Genomic DNA, 20,163 nt, shown 5'->3' on the forward strand with positions numbered 1-20,163 from the left:
TCAACTGACGAGTGCCGATGGCATCCGCCGCAACTTTTATGGTATCCGTGTGGCCAGCACTTTAGCCTGCACTGGTACTCCTCAATGGCAAGCACTTGCCTATCAACCTAAACAAGGTTGGCTGATTGATATCACCCAACTGCCCAATTTGGATACGACTCAAACGGTGGCCGACTTTATGCGCCGTTATCGTTTTTTAAATGCGCAGAATGTAGCGTTAGCTCCAGCTCCAGCTCCAGCTATTCAAGGTGATGGCAGTGATTTTTATCAGCGCCCGTTGCTGCAAGTATTACGTGAGGAGCGTTGGTTTGTGCTGGCAGGGCGAGCTGCCGCGATAGAATATCTGACCATCAGCGGCGACCCCGTTAATAAGCAGTGGGTTACCACCTTCCCAGCATTACCTTAAGGAGCAGAATATGAGAGTTTTATTACTATTATCAGTGCTCTTGATGTCATTTAATTCGTCTGCGGAGCGGATTTTACTCGACGAACAATGGCGCCTTAGCGATGTGCCGGGTGAAGCCATCTATTATCAGCAGCAAGCGGCAACAGCGCAAAATGGCGAGTGGTCAGTACAGCTATTTTATCTGGAGACGGATAAACCGGTTTTTAAGGGCCGCGTTAACTGCCCCAATTTAGCGGAGAGTTATATCGTTGGTGATTTCGAGTTCTTCTACCCCGACGGTCAACTGTCTCGCAAGGGCAGTAGCGATGCACAAGGGCGTTATCAGGGAACACATTTGCATTACTGGGAAGATGGAAAACTCTCGGGAGAGTACCACTACCTGAATGGCCAGTTACATGGAGAGCAGAAAAGTTACCATACCAATGGTCAATTACGCGACCATCAACATTATGTGAATGGTGTGGAATCTGGATTAGCGCAAAGTTATTTTGACAATGGCCAGCTGCAAACACGGGTAACCTATGGCGCTAACGGTATGGAAGGGCTTTATGAAAGCTTCCATAACAATGGACAGCCGGAGCAAACCGTGAATATGGTGGCGGGAAAAAGAGAAGGTGAGCGACTGTATTGGACGAAGGAAGGTTGGTTATTCACCAAAGAGTTTTATCTTAACGGCAAAATACATGGCGAAGTGTTGGTGTACCAAGCGGCAGATGTGTTACAGGAAATTAAACATTATCAGCATGATAAGCTGGTAGGGATACAGCAGCGTTTTGATCCACAAGGTCGGTTAGCAGCGCAACAATTGTATGATAAGGATGGCCGCGAAATTCAAAATATTAGCTACGATGATGAAGGTAAAGTAACAAGCCAAACTGACACACAGTATCTTGCCAAAGGCCAGCTAACTACTGAAAAACGTTTCGATGCAACTGGAGCATTAACCTATCAATATCAGCGTGATACTGTAAAGGACTGGAGTCTGCGTCAGCGTTTTACTGCAACCGGTGAGTTGATTGAACGGGAAGAACAACTCAAGGGACTGTATGACGGTTTGTATATTGGGGATGGCTGGAATGGTTATGTCCGACGGATTAACTACAGCAAAGGTAAAATGCACGGCGCATATCGCGAAGATAATGCCTTAGACGGTGGATTTGTCACCGGGCAATATCATTTCGGTGTAAAGGTCGGTAAGTGGGTGACAAAAAACGCTGATATGACCCGTAATGAGCAGTTTAATCAACAAGGCCAGCTTAACGGTGAACAAACCGAAATCGCCGCCGATGGCACGCTAATGCTGCAAGCGTTTTATCAAAACGAAAAATTACATGGTGCGTATTTACTGCGTGGCTTTGATAAACAATTGCAGGCTCAAGGCCAGTATGTAAACGGTCAACGTGAAGGTAAATGGCTGGTTGATGAAAGTAGCTATAACCAGGTTAAGCTCTGGCACGGGCAGTACCGTGCGGGCCACGAAGTTGGTCGCTGGCAAGCGTTTTCGGCAAATGGCCATTTATTAGGGCTGATGCAATATGATGATAAAGGCCGCTTGCAAGGTAAAAGCTACAGCTTTAACGAAGATGGCAGCTTGGAGCGAAGCGAGGAGTACGTTGATAATCAATTACACGGTCAATTAGTGTATTACTTCAATGGTGAAGCCTCATCCGTGTATCACTATCAAAAAGGGGTTGATGTCGGTCAATAGCAGAACGGTAATCGCCCAAAACCCATCTTGGGCGATTTGAGGTGAACTGAACGTATTAGCTCAAGGATGAGCTAATGCACATCAGCGCTAACGGTGTGCTTTAAGCCAGCGTCCTGGTGGCATTCCAAATTCTCGTTCGAATGCGCGTGCAAAGGTTGCACTGCCACTGTATCCACCGCTCAGTGCAACCTGAGCAATAGGTTCCCCAGCCAATAATTGTTGGCATGCCATCATCATTCGCCACTGAGTCAGATACTCAAGTGGCGATAATCCCGTCAACAGCTGAAAATGAGCCGCAAAACGTGAGCGAGACATGCCCGCTTCTTTCGCGAGTGTTGCTACTGTCCATTTTTCCTCATAACGCTTATGCATCACACCAATCGCACGCGCTAGTCGTGGATCAGATAATCCAGCCAATATGCCTTGTTGAGTGTGGCCATTATCAACGATGTAACGCAACAATAAGATAAATACTGTCTCCAACAAGCGAGTGATAATGGGGGCTTGGCCATATTGATTCGCAAATGCCTCTGAAAAAAGTAGGGTGACTAGCGGTTTTAATTCTGGCTGTTCACTCAGCGGTAGCACTAATACATTGGGGAGTGCCATTTGTATTGGGGATTGTTTTCCTTGTCCAAATGAAACGCTCGCACAGACGAGATCACATCCTTTAGCATCAACAGGTTCCATGCTGTGTTTAAGCCCCCGAGGAAAAAGGATTAGGCAAGGTTCTGTTAACAATCGTGGTTCATCAAATTCTTGATAAAGCGTCATCGCACCCGCGTTAAGCAAGTGTAGATGGCCCCCTTCAGGATAATCTTGGCTAAGCGAGGTTTGGCATAAGTTACCAGCGAAAAACATCGAAGCACGTGGCGCTGTATGAGCCAATAGAATTGAGAGAGGATCCATTTTGAGACGATAGGCGTTTAATTAAGGACTATTTGCGATAAATCGTATCATTGTGGGCTGTAAGCTATCAACCGTAACTTACACAATTAAATTGGAGCACGACTATGAGCCGTATTAAACCTGTTTCTCAACCTTCTTCAACTGTTGCACCAAGCTTTGCGGCAATGCAGCGTAACCTTGGTATGGTACCTAACCTATATGCCACGTTAGCTCACTCACCAGTATTATTTAATGGATTTTTGGCTTTTGCTGACGCACTAGGTAAGGGGCGGTTAACAACGACTCAGCGTGAATTACTCGCGTTGGCAATTGGCCAAAGTAATGAGTGCCAATATTGCCTATCTGCACATACATTGTTAGCGAGTAAGGCCGGCTTATCAGTTGACGCGATAAAGTCTGCGCGCCAAGGAAATGCAGAGTCTCCTCTCGATAATGCTTTGCTGCAACTGGCGACCGCGTTAGTTCATCAACGTGGAGTGCTCACCGATGAACAACTTGCTAATGTTCGTCACGCTGGCGTTGATGATGAATTAATGCTTGAAGTACTCGGCCAAGTTGTAGTCAACACCCTGACCAACTATGGAAATCATTTGGCTGCAACAGAAATTGATTTCCCAATAGTTCCTTTGCATCCTTAGCCAAGGAGCATTTATGAAACAATATGATAAAGGTTTTTTGCTTGCTCTTGGCGGTGTGGTACTGACACTCCTCTGGATTGGCATATTTAAGTTTACGCCAACCGAAGCGGCAGCAATTCGTCCTCTCGTTGCAAGTCATCCTTTGATGAACTGGCTCTATAGCATTTTATCTGAACAGGGAGTATCTAACTTAATTGGTGTGGTTGAGATAGTCACAGCAATAGGGCTGGTGATAGGGATTTGGCGCCCACGTGTTGGTTACTGGGCGAGTTTGAGTGCACTCATCACTTTTGTCATGACGCTGAGCTTCCTGTTGACCTTACCCTCGGTATGGAAGTTGGTTGATGGTGTACCCGTTACCGAGTTCTTTATTCTCAAGGATCTGGTATTTCTGGGTGTGGTTTGGTCTTACCTTAATCAAAATAAGGCGCAACTCATTCGGGCATCTTGAGCTATTAGCATGACAACGTAAATATATGTGCAGTGCATATCGTCCATTTAAATAAAGTCATTGATATAAGCACAGCCAACTATTTTTATCGTAAATATAAAAAATGCCGAGTGATAATTCACTCGGCATTTTGATATTTTTGATAGGAAAAGTTTACTTAGTAAAAAACACGAGTGTCCAAGGTATTATGTATGCTTGGATCACTGTGAGTAAACCAATAAAAGTACAGAAAAATAGACTGTGCTTTAGAGTAAAGCGGAAAAGATCAGATTCTTTACCTGCTAACCCTGTAGCAGCACAGGCAACCGCAATAGATTGTGGCGAAATCATTTTTCCTGTTACCCCACCAGTCGTATTTGCGGCGACTAATAACTCCGGTGTTACACCAATTTGGTTTGCAGTGTTGGCTTGCAGCGCACCAAAAAGAGCATTTGATGAGGTGTCTGAACCGGTTAAAAATACCCCTAGCCAACCTAAGAATGGTGAAAAGAACGGGAAAGCCACTCCAGTGCCTGCCAGTACTAACGCTAAGGTTGAAGATAGACCTGAGTAGTTTGCTACAAAAGCGAATGCTAATACTAAGCCTATGGATAATATAGGGAATTTTAATTCAATTAATGTTTCTTTAAATGATTTAAGTGCATTACTTACTGACATTTTAAGAATAAAAATTGAAATTATTGCGGCTAATAGAATGGCGGTTCCTACAGCGCTTAATATATTGAGTTTATATATTGCAGCATAGGGGGTTTCTTTAGTCACAATTGGGGCTGTTTTTATCACTAAATTATGCAAGTAAGGCACTTCGATACTGATAGTGGCAAAACTTAGTGCGAGTTGTACATCTTTTAAACTCCACAGGGTTACAATCGCGGTAAGAATAATAAATGGAGACCAAGCTTTAAATATCTGACTATTAGAAAACGTAGATTTTGGCGTAATAGCTCTTTGCTTCATTCCGGAAAAAGTGAAAATTTCTTTTGGTTGCCATACTTTTAAAAATAATGTCAAACAAACTAGGCTGACTAAAGCAGAAGTAATATCGGGTAATTCAGGACCGATAAAGTTTGAGGTAAAAAATTGTGTAACTGCAAATGAAACGCCTGCCACTAATGTAGCGGGCCATGTTTGACGAATTCCCCTAATACCGTCCATCATCGCAATAAGCCAGAATGGCACTATTATCGATAATATTGGCAGTTGACGGCCAGCGAGTTGTCCAATATGGAATGGATCAAGTGATGAAACCTGACCTGCGACAATGATAGGAATTCCCATCGCGCCAAAGGCTACAGGCGCTGTATTCGCGATTAAGCAAAGTCCTGCTGCGTACAACGGATTGAATCCAAGCCCGACTAATAATGCCGCAGTAATAGCCACGGGAGCACCAAAACCCGCCGCTCCCTCAAGGAAGGCTCCAAATGAGAAACCAACCAATAGCATTTGTAAGCGTTGATCTTCTGTCACTGAAATGACAGAGGAACGTATAATTTCGAATTGGCCTGTTTTAACGGTGATTTTATATAAAAATACCGCGGTAATAATGATCCAAGCTATAGGCCAGAGACCATAACTAAAACCATATATCGCAGATGCAACTGCCATAGTGACAGGCATTTTATAAGTGATTATTGCAACCGCTAGGGCAATCAATAAAGTTAAAGCTCCGGCAATATAACCTTTGAGTTTTAACACCGTCAAAGCTAAAAAGAAAAATACAATAGGTAGTAAGGCGACTATTGCAGTTAGCCACAAGCTACCAAGTGGCGTATAAGTTTGGGTCCAAGTCATAGGGAGGTAGGTCCATGTAGTTATAGTATGTTAATAAACGGTATTGCATACGCAACGTCACAGATACTAATGTTTGGTGATGTAGATGTAATGTTTCTTGTTGCGATAAGTGACTTTGGTCACGCTATATGTGGAGGCATAGGGTTTTAGTCAGATGGCTGGCGAGTGAGTGCATAAATTTAGTGTGTTAATGCTATTTAGCTAAATTAGTTTTTATTTATTATATTGAAAGAGTTTTATCTTTATTAGAATAACTGAATTTTAGCTGGTGATAACGTTATATTAATTAATTCACATATCTGGTTATTATTAATTTTAAATTAATTTATTTTAGTGATTAATTAATTTCAACTTCTTCTCTATATTAGAAATCTAGGATTGTTGAAGTGTGATCAAAATATAATTAGTCTTAGTGAATGTTTGGGTTTAATCAAAACAACTTTAATACAATAAATTAACTATTTCAGTTTCTTCTTCTGGTTTTATTTTTTTCATTCTTATTTATTTCAATGTGTTGTGTAATTTTTGAGAATGATTTTCTTTTGTTTTTTTTAGTGATCTAAGGCAGGTTTCTAGTGGTTTTTTGGATGTGGGCTGGCTTATTGGATGTTTATTATTAACAATCGTTAACCTTGGTTTCTTTGTGGTTACTATAAAAGTGGATTTTCCACTGCTAAGTCATGTTAACCATAAGGCATTAAATATGAGATGGCGTAAAATTAAAACTCTGATAATGGGAGCGAGCTTGTTCCTTATATTATCTCCATCTGTTAAAGCTCAAGATATTCCATCAAGTCACAAACTGGGAGAGCAAATAGAAAAAATACTCACAGATAAGTTTGCTGAAGGTAAATATTCCGCTAAAGGCGCAGATACTTGTTTAATGTGCCATCGTAAAAATAACACCGTTATGGCTATTTTTGATGGGGTGCATGGCGATATCAATAATAGCAAATCCCCAATGGCAGGATTGCAATGCGAGGCATGCCATGGGCCAATCGGACAGCACAATCAAGGAGGCAAGGAGCCAATGATTAGCTTTGGTTCTGACAGTCCATTGTCAGCACCGAGCCAAAATACCGTTTGTTTAGGTTGCCATCAAAAAACTGAGCAAAGTGGCTGGCATAGCAGCTTACATAACATGGAAGAAATAGCCTGTGCGGATTGCCATAAAGTCCATGCAGCTAAAGATTCGGTACTGCAAAAGCAACAGGTGAGCCAAGTGTGCACTTCTTGTCATACTCGGCAGAAATCCGATATGAATAAGCGTTCATCTCATCCATTAAAGTGGAATGACATGACCTGCATCGATTGTCATAACCCCCACGGTTCATTTAATGACAGTGCCTTAAAAAAGACCTCAGTTAATGACACTTGCTATAGCTGCCATGCGGAAAAACGCGGTCCTTTCCTGTGGGAACATGCTCCTGTGACCGAAAACTGCTCCACTTGCCACAATCCCCACGGCAGTGTGAATGACGCGCTCGTCAAGCAACGCGTCCCTCAACTATGCCAACAATGTCATGCTGATGATGGACATGCTAGTCGGGTGGTCACTCAGCTAGGTACTGACGCGTTTGGTGCTGGTATGGGATGCCTCAATTGTCATAGCCAAATCCATGGCTCCAACCACCCTAGCGGCAGCAATTTTGCCCGTTGATTAAGGAGTCTGCCATGTCTTTTAAACTTAATATCATTACCTTGGGATTGCTTGCTGCTACCAGTGGTGTGAGTGCTGCAGACTTTTCTGTGCACAAAGCTAATCTGCAAGGGCTAAAGTTGGATGCTTATCAGTGTAAAAGCTGCATAGGAGAGAAGCGTTATCAAGGTGAGCTGCAGTTAAGTGCAGGCTGGGCCGAGAATGATGATATTCATGCGGGGAATGCCTTTGGCGATGCCAGCGATGGATTGCGCGCGGCTATGGATGCGGACGTAGGTTATCGCTATGCGGGTTATGAAGCTAATGTTCAAGCATATCAATTGGGACTAGAGAACAGCTATGCCCACCTTGATGCGGGTCGGTCTGGACAGTATGCCCTGAACCTTGATTATCAATTATTAACTCGATACGACAGCCGAGCACAAACGCAGTTGTGGCACAACAATGGCCTACTTTTTCCAGGCACTGAGACTCGATATGTCGATTTACAGCTGGAACGCGAAAAGGTGGGCTTGGGATTAGCCGCGCAATATGGCGTCATGCAGGCGTTTATTAACTACGACCACGAACAAAAAACGGGTAATCGTCGCAGTAGTTTAGTAACTCCTCGCCCTGTTAACTTTGCACTGCCTGTTGATGCTAACACTGAAAACCTCAATGCTGGCCTGAATATTTCGGGTGAAAATTGGTTAAGCGAGCTGGCTTACCATGGCAGTTTTTACCGAAATAATATTGATAACTTAAGCTTACCTTATTCGCCCGATGTGTATGCTGCTACGCCTGATAATGATGCCCATCAAGTCTCGTTATCTGGGCAATACATGCTTGGACGTGGCAACGTAAATGGCCGTCTCGCCGCTGGACGTATGCTTCAAGATGGCGATTTAATCCAAGTCAGTGGTAATCCGTTACAAAGCTGGGATGGTCAGGTTGATACCTTAGATGCGCGGATCGGCTTTAGCAATATGTTAAGCCCGCGATGGCGTGTTAACGGTCAGGTTGACTATAGCGAACGCGATAATAAAAGTTCGGTATGGGAGTTTGCGCAATTAGAGTTTGATAATGTCAGTGGTGCATTTAAGCAAAATGTCCCCATGGACATCGAAAGGCTGACATACAAACTCCACAGCAGTTACCGTTTTAACAGTGAGTATCGCCTCATGGGAGGCTACGACCGTAAAGAGGTAGAACGCAGTTACCTTGAGCGGGAACAAACCCATGATGACGCATTTTGGGCCAAGCTGAATATCAGATCCTTGGCAAACACTGTGATTGATTTTGGTGGACGTTACGAGAACCGCAGCGGCTCGGTCTACAACGCTGTCGAAAATACCTCGATTGAAGAAAATCCACTATTGCGTAAGTTTTATCTCGCAGACCGTGAGCGTCAGGCGGTTGATCTGAAGGTGAATTATGTACCACTTTCGTGGTTGACTATTGATTTAAATGGATATTATGCCAAGGATGATTACGCTAAAACCATTATAGGCCTAACAGAATCGACCGATTATGGTTATGACCTGCAATTGGGGATGCAACTCTCTGAGCAATTGCACCTCTATGCCTCTGCAAGCCAACAATGGATAGACTCCGCCATCGCCGGTAGCCAATCGTTTTCCTCACCAGACTGGTATAACGATGTTGCTGATGAATTTATCAATTTAGGTGCGGGATTTACCTATAGTGGTTTATTCGATGACAGGCTGACACTTGGTGGGAATTATCAATTCTCCAACTCCGCAAGCGATACCTTAATCACCTATAACGAGATCCAGCCATACGGTGATTACTACTCCTATAACCACAGTGTCGAGCTCTATGGGCGCTACGCCTTGAGTGAGCGTATGGGGCTCAAGCTAAGTTATCAGTATGAGCGTTATTACGACACCGACTATAGCCAATCCGCAGTCAATAGCATTCCTGGGTTAATCACCCTAGGCGACTTAAACCATAACTACAACGCGCACTTGCTGATGTTCACCTTCAGCTACCTGCTGCCTTGATTGATAAGAGGTAAAGACAATGGAACGCAGAAGTTTTCTAAAAATGAGTGCAGCCATGGGCTGTGCAGCAACGGTCACTGGCTGTAATTCAGGTTCTAGTGATGTGAATGTGGTGCCACCTAAGCCGCCAGTAGGTGATGAAGTACAAACTTGGTCATCTTGTTTGGTTAACTGTGGTTCAAATTGCCCCATCAAAGTATTTAGTCGTGATGGCATCATTACCCGTATTGAAGCTGATCATGAAACTAGCGATGAATACGGCAACCACCAGATCCGAGCGTGTGCCCGAGGACGTTCGCTGCGTAGCCGTACTTATGCTCCTGATCGTTTACGTACACCTATGAAGCGTGTTGGTAAGCGTGGAGAAGCTAAGTTTGTGCCAATATCATGGGATGAGGCTGCTTCAACGATTGCGAGTGAAATTCAACGTATCGCAAGTAGTTACGGTAATAAGTCGATTTTGAAACACTACGGAACAGGGGCTTATTATGGGTTTGCTAGCTCAGCGTGTTTTGATCGTGTGCTCAATCTGAACGGTGGATTCCTGAAGATTTATGGTAACTATTCTTGGGCACAGCAAAATGAAGCGGCCGCAGCAACTGGATTTGGTAGCACATCGGGTTCTTCTTTAACGGCGTTATACGATAGTGACCTGTTCCTCGGTATTGGCTACAACCCAAGTGAAATGCGTCAAAGTGGGTCGGGTGAAGGATATGATTTCTTAAAAGCACTTGAGGCGAATGCGAACCTTGAAGTGATTATGGTGGACCCACGTTATACGGACTCAATGGCGGGTAAAGAAAGCCAATGGTTACCGATTAGACCAGGAACCGATGCGGCATTTGCAGAAGCGATTGCCTATGAAATGATTAGCTCTGGATGGGTTGATACGCATTCCAAGGCATTTTTAGATAAGTATTGCGTTGGATTTGACAAGGCCTCTCTTGAAAAACTTGTCGCTGAATTTACCGCAAGTGGCGATCCTAAAAAGACTCAATATTTGCCTTATATCGACGTTGAAGACAACTATCGCAACTACATTCTTGGTGAAGGTAAGTTTGTCGATAATGGACCAAGAACCCCCGCTTGGGCAGCTAAAATTTGCGGAATATCAGAAGCAAATATTAAATCTGTCGCTAGCAAGATTATGAATGCTAAAGCACCGTTTATTGTGACTGGTGCAGGCGTAAACCGTCATGCTAATGGTGAACAAGCCATGCGTGCTTGCTATATGCTTTCGTTCCTAACCGGTAAAGTAGGGCAGTCAGGCGTAAGCAACGGCGCACTACCTTATCAAGGCAGTTTAAACCGTGCAGGTATGAGCGGCGGTAGTAATCCTGTTAAAGAATCAATTTCTTTCTTTACTTGGGCAGAAGCGATAGAGCGTGGCCATGAAATGACGGCGCGTAAAGATGGGATCCGTGGTACAGCTGATTTAGATACTCCACTTGGCGCAGATATTAAAGCGGTATTTGCGATTAACAGTAACGCATTAATTAACCAACATTCCGACTGTAACGGTACCGCTAAAATCCTCGAAGATGACACCAAGTGTGAGCTTATAGTCGTGTGTGATTGTTGGATGACACCGAGCGCACGTTATGCAGACATCTTACTGCCCGATACTACTTGGTTAGAGTCGAATGACCTAGTCAATGATAGCTACGCATCCGGGATCATGGGTTATCTCGTTGCCATGAAGGCTGCTGTTAAGCCAATGTGGGAAAGCATTTCAATGTTTGAAATGGGACGCTTAATTGCTGCCAAAATGGGTAAAGAAGCTGAGTACACAGAAGGTAAAGATGAAGCCGCTTGGTTAGAGGAACTATACCAAAAGACTCGAACAAACAGCGCGAATACCAATGCTCAACCTGCCTTCCCTAATAGTTACGCTGAAGCACAAAGGATTGGTGTGTTCCGTGCGTTTAGTAAGACGCCAGTACTTGCACTCGATAGCTATATCAATGGTGGTAAAGCGGTGAGCACACCGTCAGGTAAGGTAGAGATCTACTCATTGTCGATGGCGCAAAAGGGTAAAGACTGGATCTTTAATCCTAATGTTAAAGGCGACTACATCACTGCAATCCCCATGTATCAACCCACATGGGAAGGCTACGACGATGAAGATACTAAGGATGATTATCCTCTGCAATTAATGGGTTATCACACCAAGGGGCGTACACACTCAAGTTATCATAACGTGCCGTGGCTGCGCGAAGCCGCAGAAGATGCCGTATGGATGAACCCAACTGATGCCTTAGGTCGTGGTTTAAGAAGTGGCGATAAAGTACAGATGTGGAACGATCGTGGCACAGTTGAATTACCTGTACGGATTACCCCAAGGGTTGCCCCAGGTGTTGTGGCTTTAGGTCAGGGTGCTTGGTATCAACCTGATATCGCTCGGATTGGAAGGAGCGGGCACCCAATTGATGTTGGTGGCTGTATAAATACGTTAACTCGTTACCAACCAAGCCCTTTCGCAAAGGGAAACCCACAACACACCAATCGCGTGCAGATCGTCAAGGCATAAGGGGTAGATGAAAATGACTCAACAAACACAATATGGTTTCTATTTCGATAGCAGCAAATGTACTGGCTGTAAAACCTGTCATATTGCCTGTAAGGATCGCATGACTGGCTTGGTTCGCGCAAAAGATGATGTGATGAATAATGGTGTCGCTAATTTGCCCGGTATTATTTGGCGCCGTGTTTATGAATATGGTGGTGGTAATTGGTCGCAAAACGTCGATGGTAGTTTTGAGCAAAATGTCTTTGCTTACTACATGTCTATTGGTTGTAACCATTGCAGTGAGCCTGTGTGTGTTAAAGCCTGTCCAACAGGTGCAATGCATAAGCGCCGTGAAGATGGATTAGTCCAAGTTGCCACTGAACTTTGTATTGGTTGTGAAAGTTGCGCGAGAGCCTGCCCATATGATGCTCCACAGCTAGATATTGAGCGTAAGGTGATGACTAAATGTGATGGTTGCAGCGATAGACTCGCGGAAGGTAAAAAGCCTATTTGCGTTGATTCTTGTCCTTTACGGGCACTCGACTTTGACACTATGGATAATTTACGAGCGAAATATGGAGAGGGTGATGGTCATATTGCCCCCTTACCATCGCCCTCAATTACTTCACCAAACTTGATTATTAAGGCCAATCGAAATGGTCAACCAGTTGGTGGTAGTGGGCAATTATTAAACCCCGCAGAAGTGTAATAGTGAAAATGGGGGGCTTAGTCCCCTCATTTTTCTTCGTTTGTAAAAGGAACACTATGTCAACAATCAACACGAATGATTACCAAACCTGGGGTGCAATGGCAAAAGTGCTACATAACATTTTGTACTCGTACCCTAATATGCCGTTACTGACACAATTTAAGCGAGATGAGTTAGCAACACAGTGGCCAGAGCTTGAACTCTCGATAGGTGAACAGTCAGGAAAAGCTTTGCTAAGTAGCTATTTGACTCAATGGCAGGATGATGAATCGCAATTAATCGAGCTTCAATTAGATTATGGGCAGCTATTTTTTGGCCCTGGCGATCCTAAAGCTGCCCCCTGGGGATCGGTATACACCAGTGAGGGGCAGTTACTGAATGAGGCTTCGACTCAAAATCTGGCTAGCTTTTATAACACCCATGGTATCGAGTTATCCCTGACGCGAAATGAACCCGTAGACCATTTAGGCTTGATTTTATTAGTGTTGCAATACTTGTTTGATGAATTAGCGTTAAACCCCAATGACACACAAAAGGTGAGAGTCTGCACGCTATTGTTGCAACAACATACTTTACCTTGGGCGGGGCGCTGTTTGGCATTAGCAGAGCTTCATGCAAAGACGGATTTTTATCGTGGCATATCTATGCTTGCTCAAGTGTTTTTTGCACATTTAGGTACGAAGTTTAACGTGATACCTCAAACCGTAAAACTCTATCGCTAAAGGTTAGTTCATGACGTTTGTGACAGCAGTGAGTCATCAATGGTTAAAAGCCCAGCTTGCCTACCGACTTCAATTGAGTTTGGCTGCTTGTGAAAATATTCACGACTTATGTTGTGGCGGTACGTCATTAGCGTCAGTCACTAATATTATGTCTGCGATTATTTTTATTGAAGGTCAGCCACAATGGTTAGTTCTCGATAAAACAATGAATGAGCAGAAACTACCGGATAATATTGTGCTACATTGCTTTTTTGAATGCTGTAGAGTTTTATTTATCAGAGAGTTATCACATCAATCTCTAAGTCAAGCGGAACAACTTATTTTCACTTTAGCTGAGGTTTGGCGGAGTAAATATATCAAGACACAAGAGGTTGATAGTGTTTCTGAATCCATTTGTTCAATGATTGAGCGTTTATCTAAACAGCTTATGATGCATCGTCTACAATTGCGCACAAATACCCGAAACATGGGGGGATTGTAATAGTTCAAAATCCATTGTTTGGATAATTCTTAAGCGGAGTCCGTCACCGTCAAATAGGTTATATTCTTTATCCCTTGGTTTTGCCGTTTTGATTTCTTTATCTGTTAGGCGAGTAGTGACAATGGTCATGATGGGTACACTGTAGTTTCGAAGTCAAGGCCGTGTACCCTCAGGTGTACCCAAAAATCAAAGCTGTAGTTGGAGGTAATTAGACGTTAATGTGCCGTAAGTCATTGATTTTGCGTTGTTCAAGGCAAGAAAAAAGACGTCCTTAGACGTCTTCGTTCTTATATTTGGTGGAGGCGGCGGGACTTGAACCCGCGTCCAGAAAACCTACATCCAAGGCGCTACATGCTTAGTCTTTCTATTGTTTAACCGTTTGAACTCCGAAAGACAGGATCCCACACGGTGAGTCCGGTACTGTTTCGCGGTTCACCCCCGGACAGGGTTCCCTCGCTAGCACGATGTGAGATGACCATCAAATCCACTGCCCATGTGCGAAGCGTGTGGTAGATGGCTAGCGGCATTAAGCGGCTAGAGCGTAGTTATCGTCGTTTGCAACTATAACTTTGCGGCTTTTAACGAGGCCAACCGCCCCTCGGCATGCTCCCAGGGTTTCGTGAATCCTGTCGAATCCAGAATCGCCCCCAAGAAAGTTGATTGTAACTCGTAGCGTAAAGATAACCTAGTATCATTTGCTGCAAGTTCAATCGTTTGTTCATTATCCGCGCGTTTTTTCCTTTTTCATTACGCGGGCTTTTTCGACTTCCCATTCGCGCGCTTTAGTATCTTCACGCTTGTCGTGATCTTTTTTACCTTTACCTAGGCCGATTTCCACTTTGACCCAAGCCCCTTTACGCCAGTACATGGAGATAGGGATAATCGAGTAGCCTTGGCGTTCCACTAAACCTGCTAATTTGTCCAACTCTTTACGACTTAACAGTAATTTTTTGAGTCGTATAGGATCGCACACCACATGGGTAGAGGCGGTGTTTAGCGGAATAATGGTACAGCCGTGCATAAAGGCTTCGCCATTTTTTAAGAAGACGTAGCAGTCCGATAGGTTCACTTTACCCATGCGGATAGACTTCACTTCCCATCCCATGAGGGACAGGCCAGCTTCCATTTTTTCTTCGAAACGGTATTCGAAGGTTGCGCGCTTATTACGTGCGATTGTCGCAGGCGCGGCTTTTTTTGAGTTTTTCTTTACCATAGTGGCGCCATTATACGCACGGTGAATCAATTTGAAATGGATATAAGGGTTTATTTGAGCTATTTCAAGCCCTCATTAGTTTGTTGCTGGTTTTTTATACGGTTTTGCTTAGTCATCATAGGGATGTGTGAGGGGTGCGTTTTTTAAGTATCGTGGTAGAATCCAAACCAATTTTGTTAGCTTCCCTAGAGATTAGGGCGCGCGGAGTTCGCTTGAGACAGCGTGTTTCCTTAGATTGAGAGTGCCAAGCTTTATGCCGCAAATTTCTCGAAGTGTGTTAGTTCGTTTTAGTGCGATGCAAATGTATGATTTAGTCAATGATGTTGAGTCGTACAAAGAGTTTTTACCCGGTTGTGTTGGCGGTAAAGTGCTTGAGTTTGATGGTAAAACCATGGTGGCCTCGGTCGATGTGAGTAAGGCGGGGATCCGTAAGACCTTTACTACGCGCAATCAGGTGGTGCCGGGAAAGAGTATCGAGTTAAGACTTGAAAATGGGCCTTTTAAACACTTATTCGGCCAGTGGCGTTTTACCGAGTTGACTGAAGATGCCTGTAAGGTGGAGTTCGATTTAAATTTCGAGTTTTCCAGCTCATTGGTCGATATGGCTTTTGGTAAAGTGTTTAATGATCTTATGGTGTCAATGGTGACGGCATTTACCAGCCGCGCTAAGGTAATTTACAGTGACAAATGAAGCAGATAAGTTCGTCGTCGATGTTATTTATGCGCTGCCGACTCAGCAGAAGGTGATTTCGGTTAGCGTATTGCCCGGCACGAGCGCGATTGACATAGTGCGTCAGAGCAATATGGTGAGTTTTTTCCCTGAGATTGATTTAGAAACGGTAAAGCTTGGGGTGTTTAGCAATGTGATTAAGCATGACCAAGTGATTTTACCTGGGCAGCGAGTAGAGATTTATCGCCCGTTGATTGCCGATCCTAAGGATGTGCGCCGTCGCCGTGCCGATAAGGCCAAGGATGAAGGTCGTGCCAATAAAGTGACCGGTGGACGGGTGTCTTAATCTGTCTGCAACACCAGCACACAAAAAAAGCGCCATGGGCGCTTTTTGTTTTTAAGGTAAGTGTTAAACCAGTGTACTTACTTGATTGGCTTTTGAACTTGCGCTTCTGTTTGATTTTCTTTCACTAATGGCTTTTCATCTGGGCGCTGTGCTGGCACCTGCGGCGCAGATTCTGCGGTGTTTACCATCGGCAACTTACTTTGCTCAAGCGGCGTATTAAACTCTGGGCTTAATTCATAGTCGCCCTTCACTAAGCTTAATTTGTTGCCAGTAAAGTGCAGGATCAGTTCTTTGTGGGTAATGCTCGCATCACGGCCACTCTTATAGTGGTACACATAATACCAAGTGTCATCGGCAAAGCTGTCACGCAGTACTGGGCGACCAAGAATGTATTCGGCCTGCTCTTTGGTCATGTCGATACGCAACTTTTCAACCTGTTGCGGTTCCATGTAGTTGCCTTGCGGAATATCGGGCTTATAGATCAGCCAATCAAACACGCTACAGGCACTGAGCGAAACTGAGAGCGCAATGGCACTCAGCAGGGTAAGACTTTGCTTTTTATTGATCATTGTATGCGCTACTTCTGAAAATCTGGCGGCCATCATACCCAAGCACTCCCCCTTATGACAAGGGTAATTGGGCGTTGTGGCGCTTATCGTTGCAATTGTGTGAGTTTTCGACCTAAGCGGCTGGCTTTAGTTCGCTGTGTGTGAAGATTTTTATAATGAACACTGATTTACGTGGATTGTTACCTGTATCGCTTTTTGTTTTATATGTACCGTGTAGGGCGGTAATTAGGTCAGAAAATTTTACCAAATGCAGTATTGTGCTGTGGCCTTGTTAGCTAAATGTGGGTAGAGTTGTGAAAGTTTTTTGTTTTGATGATCTTAGCGATGATATTGGTTTTAGAGAGCGTTATTTCAGCGCTTGAATTTATGTATTAATCCGCCGAGATCGCCTTTTTAGGAGAGACCATTGGGATCACTCGTTTGTGTGGGTACGGGGTTACAGCTCGCGGGGCAAATTAGCGTATTAAGCCGCAGCTATATTGAACATGCCGATATTGTATTTTCACTCTTACCCGACGGTTTCTCGCAGCGTTGGTTGACGAAGCTCAACTCCAATGTCATCAATTTGCAGCAGTTTTATGCGCAAAATGGTGAAGTTAAAAATCGTCGGGACACCTACGAGCAAATGGTCAATGCCATTCTAGATGCGGTGAGAGCGGGTAAAAAAACCGTGTGTGCACTCTATGGTCATCCGGGCGTGTTTGCCTGTGTATCCCATATGGCTATCACTCGCGCCAAGGCAGAAGGGTTTTCAGCCAAGATGGAGTCGGGGATTTCGGCCGAAGCTTGCCTGTGGGCCGACTTAGGGATTGACCCTGGCAACTCCGGGCATCAAAGCTTTGAAGCTAGCCAGTTTATGTTTTTCAACCATGTGCCCGATCCCACCACCCACTTATTACTCTGGCAAATCGCGATTGCGGGCGAACATACCCTAACCCAATTTCATACCTCGAGTGATAGGTTGCAGATCCTCGTGGAGCAGTTGAATCAATGGTACCCGCTCGAGCATGAGGTGGTCATCTACGAAGCGGCTAATTTGCCAATCCAAGCCCCGCGTATCGAGCGTTTACCTTTAGCGAATTTACCCCAAGCACACTTAACACCGATTAGTACGTTGTTAATTCCGCCAGCAAAAAAGCTGGAGTACAACTATGCTATTTTGGCTAAGTTAGGGATCGGTCCCGAAGATTTGGGCTAAATTGAAGTGTGATATTGAGTCATTATTAACAATAAGGAGAAAACATGTTTGCATTATCGGATTTTTTTACCCAGTTAGGCCAAGATGCGCAGTTAATGGAAGACTATAAGCAGAATCCCGAGGCGGTGATGCGTGCCCACGGATTAACTGATGAAGAAATTAACGCTGTAATGACTGGGGATATGGAAAAGCTCAAAACGTTAAGTGGCGACCAAGACTATCAAGCCTTCTTATTAGTGAATCATGGTAATAATTAACTTATCTTGAAACGGTTGCGTTGTGCCCTATTAGCCATCTTTGCTTTGTGTTCGACAGCGTTGATGGCTAAATCTATCGATTTTGATCAGGCACTCAATGAGCTTGATGTATTACTGCAATCTGATCTTAGCACTGCGCAGAAAAAACTGGCCGAATATGAGACCGCATTTAGCAGCTTAACCCCGACACAAAAAGGCAGACTAAGAATTGACAGAGCCATTAGCTATATTTTTGTCAGTGAATATGCCAAAGCGTTAGACGATCTGCATCAGGCCGAAACCTTAATCACAAATTCTGAGTTATTAGCATCGGTTTATAGTTATAAAGCCACGGTTTATATAGGGATGCGCGACTATGATAAAGCCTTATCGGCTGTCGCCAAAGCATTAGCCCTAGTGGTGAATATCGATGATGTTGCGATTAAACGTCACTCCTATCTAAGAATTGCCAATATTTATTCCGAAATGGATGCTTATAGCGATATGGGCCTCTATGCCAATAAGGTGTTACAACTCGCTCAGGAAACCGATGTTCGCGATATTTGCCATGCCAAATTGCTGCGGGCGATTTACTTGCTCGGTGTGAAAAATCCCGACGCTTTCGATGCCTTCGAAGATAGCCGTCAATATTGTGATGCGAAGCAATTTCCACTTCTGGCGATTATTTCTATGAAAGGCAAAGGGATGGTTTTGCAGGAGCGAGGTGACTATTTAGGCGCGAGAGCGATTTTGCTATTAGCGTTAAAAGGGTATGAAGCTTTTCAATTTCAATTAGAAATCAGCCATGTGCATGCACTACTTGCCGAGAATTACTTTGCAACGGGTGAGCTGGTTCAAGCCAAAAGTCACGCAGTTAAAGTGCTCACATTTCCCGATGATAATAGTTATATCGAACATAAGCATATTGCCTACAAAGTGTTTGCCGAGTTGATGGCGGCGGACAAACAATTTGAGCAGGCCTATGAATACTCCAGAAAAGAGCAACATTATAATCAACTGATTTTTGATGAGTCGAGGATGAAAACCCTTGCTTATCAGGCGGCTAAGTTTAATGCCGATGAGCAGGCGCGTGAAATCAACTTGCTGAATAAAGAGCGTGAACTTTACATCGCCCAGCAAATGGTAAAAGAGCGGGAATACACGAATATGCTGATGTTTATCACCATATTAGTTGGCGGGCTGTTTTTCCTCGCGATTTTGTTAGTCGTGGGCAATTTGCAAAAACGGCGTTTTATGCGCATGGCCAGAATGGATGCGCTGACGGGCGTGCTTAACCGTGGTGCGGGGCAAGATCTTGGCGAAAACTTGTTTGTGCAAGCCGCTGCCCGAGGGGGAGATTATTGTGTGATTTTATTCGACTTGGACCATTTTAAACGGATTAATGATTCCTACGGCCATGGTACGGGTGACTGGGCGCTGAAAAAAGTCGTGGAAGTATTAAAACCCCATGTCCGTAATGGCGATGTGTTTGCCCGGATTGGCGGCGAAGAATTTGCGTTGTTTTTGCCCTATGCCAATGAATCTAAGGGGATGGAAGTTGCCGAACAATGCCGAAGCCGGATTGAAGCCATTGATACGCATCTGTCGGGGCATAAATTTACTATCACGGCGAGCTTTGGGGTTAGCGGCATGACAACAGAAGACTTAAGCCTAGACCCTCTACTACACCGTGCCGATATGGCACTGTATGCCGCAAAATCGAATGGTCGTAACAGTGTATTCTGTTATGAGGACGCTTTAGCCTCCGATAAACGCGCCACCAATATTACCAGTCAGTTGGCAAGGCAGTAGGGGGTAGAGTTGTATTGTCTGTGTAACTGACTGTTTAGGTTAATGTAACGCGGTTTTTTTCTTTCGCTTTTTCGCTTATTTCTTGCATTTTCTCGATGATTTTTAGGTCAATTTTTCACACTTTTTCCTGCC

Annotated in this window: 18 protein-coding genes, 1 other RNA gene and 1 pseudogene; 15 read left to right on the plus strand and 5 right to left on the minus strand. The window is 44.2% G+C overall.

What is annotated here, in order from left to right; translation table 11 throughout:
* Positions 1 to 406: pseudogene (locus L976_RS15310) on the plus strand (hypothetical protein); the annotation flags it as partial.
* A 10-nt stretch (positions 407 to 416) separates the two neighbouring features.
* Positions 417 to 2,114, plus strand: a complete 1,698-nt coding sequence (locus tag L976_RS15315) for a toxin-antitoxin system YwqK family antitoxin (protein WP_047538070.1) — start codon at positions 417 to 419, stop codon at positions 2,112 to 2,114.
* An 87-nt stretch (positions 2,115 to 2,201) separates the two neighbouring features.
* Here the strand turns inward: L976_RS15315 and L976_RS15320 are convergent, their stop codons facing one another.
* A complete protein-coding gene (locus tag L976_RS15320) occupies positions 2,202 to 3,023 on the minus strand; it encodes an AraC family transcriptional regulator (protein ID WP_047538072.1) in 822 nt (273 codons plus the stop codon).
* Between the two features lie 104 nt (positions 3,024 to 3,127).
* Between L976_RS15320 and L976_RS15325 the strand changes: the two genes are divergently transcribed.
* Positions 3,128 to 3,661: a carboxymuconolactone decarboxylase family protein gene (locus L976_RS15325; protein WP_047538074.1), complete on the plus strand. Its 534-nt coding sequence runs from the start codon at positions 3,128 to 3,130 to the stop codon at positions 3,659 to 3,661.
* A 13-nt stretch (positions 3,662 to 3,674) separates the two neighbouring features.
* A complete protein-coding gene (locus L976_RS15330) occupies positions 3,675 to 4,112 on the plus strand; it encodes a DUF417 family protein (protein ID WP_037425515.1) in 438 nt (145 codons plus the stop codon).
* A gap of 153 nt (positions 4,113 to 4,265) precedes the next feature.
* On the opposite strand, the gene L976_RS15335 is transcribed toward L976_RS15330, so the two are convergent.
* Positions 4,266 to 5,903: a lactate permease LctP family transporter gene (locus tag L976_RS15335; RefSeq protein WP_037415799.1), complete on the minus strand. Its 1,638-nt coding sequence runs from the start codon at positions 5,901 to 5,903 to the stop codon at positions 4,266 to 4,268.
* Between the two features lie 703 nt (positions 5,904 to 6,606).
* Between L976_RS15335 and L976_RS15340 the strand changes: the two genes are divergently transcribed.
* From L976_RS15340 to L976_RS15365, 6 genes are read left to right on the plus strand one after another with little or no spacing between them, the layout of a single operon-like run.
* Positions 6,607 to 7,563 carry a DmsE family decaheme c-type cytochrome gene (locus L976_RS15340; RefSeq protein WP_047540583.1) on the plus strand — a complete coding sequence of 319 codons (957 nt, stop codon included), beginning with the start codon at positions 6,607 to 6,609 and terminating at the stop codon, positions 7,561 to 7,563.
* A 14-nt stretch (positions 7,564 to 7,577) separates the two neighbouring features.
* The gene (locus L976_RS15345) at positions 7,578 to 9,566 is read left to right on the plus strand and encodes an MtrB/PioB family decaheme-associated outer membrane protein (RefSeq protein WP_047538076.1); all 1,989 of its coding nucleotides are present in this window, start codon (positions 7,578 to 7,580) and stop codon (positions 9,564 to 9,566) included.
* 19 nt (positions 9,567 to 9,585) lie between these two features.
* Complete coding sequence (locus tag L976_RS15350) at positions 9,586 to 12,096, plus strand: DMSO/selenate family reductase complex A subunit (RefSeq protein WP_047538079.1); 2,511 nt, start codon at positions 9,586 to 9,588, stop codon at positions 12,094 to 12,096.
* A gap of 13 nt (positions 12,097 to 12,109) precedes the next feature.
* Positions 12,110 to 12,784, plus strand: a complete 675-nt coding sequence (locus L976_RS15355) for a DMSO/selenate family reductase complex B subunit (protein ID WP_037425569.1) — start codon at positions 12,110 to 12,112, stop codon at positions 12,782 to 12,784.
* 56 nt (positions 12,785 to 12,840) lie between these two features.
* The gene (locus L976_RS15360) at positions 12,841 to 13,506 is read left to right on the plus strand and encodes a TorD/DmsD family molecular chaperone (protein ID WP_037425523.1); all 666 of its coding nucleotides are present in this window, start codon (positions 12,841 to 12,843) and stop codon (positions 13,504 to 13,506) included.
* A gap of 10 nt (positions 13,507 to 13,516) precedes the next feature.
* Entirely contained in the window at positions 13,517 to 13,987 is a 471-nt protein-coding gene (locus L976_RS15365) for a hypothetical protein (RefSeq protein WP_037425527.1), read from the plus strand.
* A gap of 294 nt (positions 13,988 to 14,281) precedes the next feature.
* Here the strand turns inward: L976_RS15365 and ssrA are convergent.
* Positions 14,282 to 14,636, minus strand: a transfer-messenger RNA (tmRNA) gene (gene ssrA, locus L976_RS22890).
* Between the two features lie 72 nt (positions 14,637 to 14,708).
* On the minus strand, positions 14,709 to 15,200 hold the full coding sequence (gene smpB / locus L976_RS15370; protein ID WP_011071661.1) for an SsrA-binding protein SmpB: 492 nt from the start codon (positions 15,198 to 15,200) through the stop codon (positions 14,709 to 14,711).
* A 253-nt stretch (positions 15,201 to 15,453) separates the two neighbouring features.
* On the opposite strand from smpB, the gene L976_RS15375 reads away from it, so the two are divergent.
* The gene (locus tag L976_RS15375; protein WP_011623526.1) at positions 15,454 to 15,891 is read left to right on the plus strand and encodes a type II toxin-antitoxin system RatA family toxin; all 438 of its coding nucleotides are present in this window, start codon (positions 15,454 to 15,456) and stop codon (positions 15,889 to 15,891) included.
* Complete coding sequence (locus tag L976_RS15380; protein WP_037415988.1) at positions 15,881 to 16,216, plus strand: RnfH family protein; 336 nt, start codon at positions 15,881 to 15,883, stop codon at positions 16,214 to 16,216. Before L976_RS15375 ends, L976_RS15380 begins: the two co-directional genes overlap by 11 nt.
* A gap of 77 nt (positions 16,217 to 16,293) precedes the next feature.
* Here L976_RS15380 and L976_RS15385 read toward each other — a convergent pair whose 3' ends face one another.
* Positions 16,294 to 16,785, minus strand: a complete 492-nt coding sequence (locus L976_RS15385; protein WP_037416135.1) for an outer membrane protein assembly factor BamE — start codon at positions 16,783 to 16,785, stop codon at positions 16,294 to 16,296.
* A gap of 406 nt (positions 16,786 to 17,191) precedes the next feature.
* On the opposite strand from L976_RS15385, the gene L976_RS15390 reads away from it, so the two are divergent.
* From L976_RS15390 to L976_RS15400, 3 genes are all read left to right on the plus strand, one after another.
* Positions 17,192 to 17,983, plus strand: a complete 792-nt coding sequence (locus tag L976_RS15390; RefSeq protein WP_047538083.1) for an SAM-dependent methyltransferase — start codon at positions 17,192 to 17,194, stop codon at positions 17,981 to 17,983.
* Positions 17,984 to 18,027: 44 nt separating this feature from the next.
* Entirely contained in the window at positions 18,028 to 18,240 is a 213-nt protein-coding gene (locus L976_RS15395) for a hypothetical protein (protein WP_047538087.1), read from the plus strand.
* Between the two features lie 63 nt (positions 18,241 to 18,303).
* Positions 18,304 to 20,031: a tetratricopeptide repeat-containing diguanylate cyclase gene (locus L976_RS15400; RefSeq protein WP_047538090.1), complete on the plus strand. Its 1,728-nt coding sequence runs from the start codon at positions 18,304 to 18,306 to the stop codon at positions 20,029 to 20,031.
* Positions 20,032 to 20,163 lie beyond the last annotated feature (132 nt).

Origin of the sequence: Shewanella sp. ZOR0012 (assembly GCF_000798835.1) — a bacterium.
Classification (GTDB): domain Bacteria; phylum Pseudomonadota; class Gammaproteobacteria; order Enterobacterales; family Shewanellaceae; genus Shewanella; species Shewanella xiamenensis.